The sequence below is a fragment of the Streptomyces sp. NPDC044061 genome (assembly GCF_056434305.1).
The window spans coordinates 1-3,823 of sequence record NZ_JBWKFL010000138.1; the positions used below are offsets into that span (position 1 = coordinate 1).

The following is a 3,823-nucleotide window of genomic DNA, read 5'->3' on the forward strand; positions in this document are numbered from 1 at the left end:
AGGACCGCGACCGCAAGGTCTCCGCTGCCCTCCGCGCCTACGCCGCGATGGCGACCAGCGCGGACAAGGGCGCGGTGCGCGATGTGAGCAAGCTGAGCTGAGCCCCGACGGGCCCTTAACCCAGATCTTTAACACTTGAGACAGTGGGTCTTGCCTCGCATTCCATCACGGCATGCCGTACATCACCACCCGATCCTCCGGATTCGCTTCAGGCCCGGACAAATGAATCACAGGAGTCACCATGCCGAGGTTCGCAGCGAACCTGTCCATGATGTACACCGAACACGACTTTCTCGACCGCTTCCCCGCAGCCGCGGCGGACGGCTTCGAAGCCGTCGAGTACCTTTCCCCCTATGCCTACGACGCCGCCGAACTGCGCCGTCGGCTCGACGATCACGGTCTGCGTCAGGTGTTGGTCAACGCACCTGCCGGATCGTGGGATTCGGGAGAGCGCGGGACGGCCGCGCTGCCGACACGCGAGGGGGAGACGCGCTCGGGTATCGACCGGGCGCTGGAGTACGCCGCGGCACTAGAATGTCCGCGAGTGCACTTGATGGCCGGCGTAGTGCAATCGGCCGCGACATCTACAGAGTGGGCCCGGCACCGCGACACCTACCTAACCAACCTCGCCTGGGCTGCGGAGCGGGCCGCCCCAGCGAGCGTTGACATCCTGATCGAACCCATCAACGGCCGGGACATGCCTGGCTACTTCCTCAACACGCAAGCCGAGGCCCACGCCCTCGTGCGCGAAGTGGGAGCCCAGAATCTCAAGGTCCAACTCGACCTCTACCACTGCCAGATCGTCGAGGGTGACCTCACCACGGTTCTGCACCGCGACCTGCCAACCGGCCGGGTAGGCCATCTACAGATAGCGGGTGTACCCGACCGCCGCGAGCCAGACACAGGGGAGCTCAACGTCCGCCACCTCTTCGGCGTCATCGACAGACTCGGCTTCGACGGATGGATCGGCTGCGAATACTACCCCCGTGCTGGCACGACGGAAGGGCTCGGCTGGCTAACGGACTATTGCGGAGTGCCCACAGAGGAATCGTCATCGACGGAGATTTCGGCCTTCCGTACCTGGCGTGAGTCATCCGGCGATGGCCAGGTTATGTAGCCGGGCGATGCCGAGAACGGCGTGGCCCCTGGTGGACCCCCTTCCCTTTGGGACGGCAGCCCCAAAGGAATCGTTCAGTTCTTCAAGCGAATCAGAGCGTGTTCCACTCGAGCTCCGGGCCGGCGATGGACGGTGTTCTCGGCTTCTTCCTGCGGCTGAGACACATTGACCACGTCGTGTGTGGTGCGGAATGAGAGCCCCGGTCCTCTGGAAGCCGCTGTCGGCGATGACCGGAACTCCGCGGCACGCCCGGTCGACTCCGCACTCCGCGAACGAAGGCCCGGCAGTCAGAGCGGCTGCCGGGCAACGGGATCCCGATCGCCACCAGTTAGGGATCGCGAACGGATGAACGCCCTGGCGCTTGAGGCGTACGATCGGTGATCGGCCTTGAGCTGTGTGGGTTGTCCGGGGACGGGTGCATCACCAAGGTCCCTGCGGCGGTGAAGCCGCCGGACGCTCCCCAGCGGATCGGGGTAAGCAGGGGTTTAAGCGCTTGGTGGCCACCGAGGCCCGCGGCATCGTTTTGGCATCGCCCACCTTGAAGGCCGCGAAGGAGCAGGTCGGACCGCTGCCCGAACAGGTAGACGTCAACCTCGACCGCGGCTACGACAGCGACAAGACCCGCACGTTGCTGTCGGGACTCGGCTTCACCGGCGAGATCGCCCGCAAGGGCGTATCCGCACCGATCCAGGGCGGAAAGCGTTGGGGGGTGGAACGCAGTCATGCGTGGATGAAGGGCTTCGGCAAGCTGCGGCGCTGCACCAGAAAAGCGCCGCCAGATTGTTGACTTCTATCTCTACCTGTCCGTCACGCTCTGCATGCTGATCCGCCACGCAACTCAGCTCTACCGCTGGGACGGTCGCCCGATCACTCAAGGGCTCAAGTTACGCCTACGCCGGATCCTTTAAGACGTCATCTCATTTGGTGGGTTCGGTAGGCTCTCTGCCGTGGTGGGGATCGTTGAGCGGCTGGTGCTTCCCAATGCTGAAGGCAAGCCGTCGCAGTGACAGGAGGTGCGACTTGATAGCACCGTCGGTCACGAATCAAGGCCCACAGAACGTTGACGCGCCGACGGGCGAGGGCGAGCACGGCCTGGGTGTGCCGCTTGCCTTCGGCGCGTTTGCGGTCGTAGAACTGGCGTGAGTTGGGGTCGAACTGGACGCTCACCAACGCCGACGTGTAGAAGACCCGTTGAAGGCGCCGGTGGTAGCGCTGAGGACGGTGGAGATTCCCGCTGATCTTGCCCGAGTCGCGCGGTGCGGGGGTCACTCCCGCGAAGGCAGCGAGGCGATCAGGACTGGCGAACGCATCCAGGCTGCCGCCGACGGCGACGAGGAACTCGGCGCCGAGCACTGTGCCGATGCCGGGCAGGGACTGGATCACCTCGGCGAGTTCGTGCTCGCGAAACCGGCCCTCAATGAGCTTGTCCGTCTCAGAGATCTTCTCGTTGAGGGCCGTCACCTCCTTCGTGAAGGTGAGCACCATCTTCGCAATGGCCGTTTCACCCGCGACGGCGGTGTACTGCCGCTCGGCGGCCTCCACGGCCTTCGTCGCCAGCGTTTCGGCTCCGCGGACCTTGCGGTTGCGCAGCCAGGTGGTCAGCCGGCGCTGGCCGGTGCGCCGGATCGCAGCCGGGGTCTGGTAGCCCGTCAGGAGCATCAGCGCTCCGCTGGTCCCTAGGTCGAGAGCACGTTCCAGGGCCGGGAACATGCTGGTCAGGAGCGACCTGAGCCTGTTGATGGTGCGGGTGCGTTCGGCGACCAGGTCGCCGCGGCGATCGGTCAGCAACCGCAGTTCCACGGTGGCATCGTCGTCAGGGCGGATCGGCTGGAGGTCACGCCGCATTCGGGCCTGATCGGCGATGACGCGGGCGTCCCGGGCGTCGGTCTTGCCCTGGCCCCGATAGCTGTCCGAGGCCCGGTTGACTGCGATGCCGGGGATATAAACCAGCTCCTGGCCGTGGTTGACCAGCAGCGCGATCAGTAGCGCTGGCTCGCCGCCGGTCATGTCCAGGGCCCAGGTGACGGCGCGGCCGTCGGCAAGGTCCAGGACGTCACCGAGGAGCTTCAGCAGCTCGGGCTCGTCGTTGGCCACCCGTCGCGACAGCAGCGTGTCGCCTTCACTGTCCAGGACCAGGCAGTGGTGGTGGGTCTTGCCGCAGTCGGTCCCGGCCCATATCCGGCTCATCGTGCTCCAGCTCGTCGTGCGTGCAGTGCGTACCACGGACGACCTCGCCGGCATTGCTCTACGCAGCGACCTGTTCGCAGTTCCCAATCGGCGGCCGAGTCGTCGTGGGGAGTCGGGCGGCCAAGCACCAAAAGCCATGCACGGCAGCCGGATGAGAGCCACACCCGGCTCCCCTGGGCGCCACAACCCTACGAGTGGCTGGGGCAGACCCAGGAAGAAGGTAGAGCCGGATGAGTTGTGGGAGTTGTTCCAGCGTGTGGTGCCGGAGGCGCCGACGCGACCTCAGGGCGGTGGACGACGTCGCCATGGTGACCGCGAAGTCCTGGCTGCGATCGTGTTCGTGGCTACGTCAGGCTGCACGTGGCAGCAGCTGCCGTCGGCGTCGTTCGGGCCGTCCGGGGCAACGGCTCATCGGCGCTTCGCCGAGTGGTCGAAGGCCAGGGTGTGGGCGAAACTCCATCGCCTGGTCCTCGATGAGCTCGGTGTCCGCGGCGAGCTGGACTGGTCCCGCTGCGCGAT

General features: G+C 65.8%; 2 protein-coding genes and 3 pseudogenes. 3 read left to right on the top strand and 2 right to left on the bottom strand.

What is annotated here, in order from left to right; translation table 11 throughout:
- Window positions 1-241: 241 nt before the first annotated feature.
- A complete protein-coding gene (otnI, locus tag AC07CM_RS50480; protein WP_478883300.1) occupies window positions 242-1,117 on the top strand; it encodes a 2-oxo-tetronate isomerase in 876 nt (291 codons plus the stop codon).
- Here otnI and AC07CM_RS50485 read toward each other — a convergent pair.
- Window positions 1,091-1,445 (bottom strand): annotated as a pseudogene (locus tag AC07CM_RS50485) (transposase family protein); the annotation flags it as partial. The gene otnI and the pseudogene AC07CM_RS50485 overlap by 27 nt on opposite strands.
- A gap of 11 nt (window positions 1,446-1,456) precedes the next feature.
- On the opposite strand from AC07CM_RS50485, the pseudogene AC07CM_RS50490 reads away from it, so the two are divergent.
- A pseudogene (locus AC07CM_RS50490) lies at window positions 1,457-2,025 on the top strand (transposase family protein); the annotation flags it as partial.
- Window positions 2,026-2,110: 85 nt separating this feature from the next.
- Here AC07CM_RS50490 and AC07CM_RS50495 read toward each other — a convergent pair.
- Window positions 2,111-3,304 (bottom strand): annotated as a pseudogene (locus AC07CM_RS50495) (IS110 family RNA-guided transposase); the annotation flags it as partial.
- Window positions 3,305-3,539: 235 nt separating this feature from the next.
- Between AC07CM_RS50495 and AC07CM_RS50500 the strand changes: the two are divergent.
- On the top strand, window positions 3,540-3,823 hold a 284-nt coding region (locus AC07CM_RS50500; RefSeq protein ID WP_478883301.1), incomplete at its 3' end, for a transposase.

Excerpts from the sequence above, each read along its gene's own strand:
- otnI (WP_478883300.1), top strand. The coding sequence starts at position 242 with ATGCCGAGGTTCGCAGCGAACCTGTCCATGATGTACACCGAACACGAC.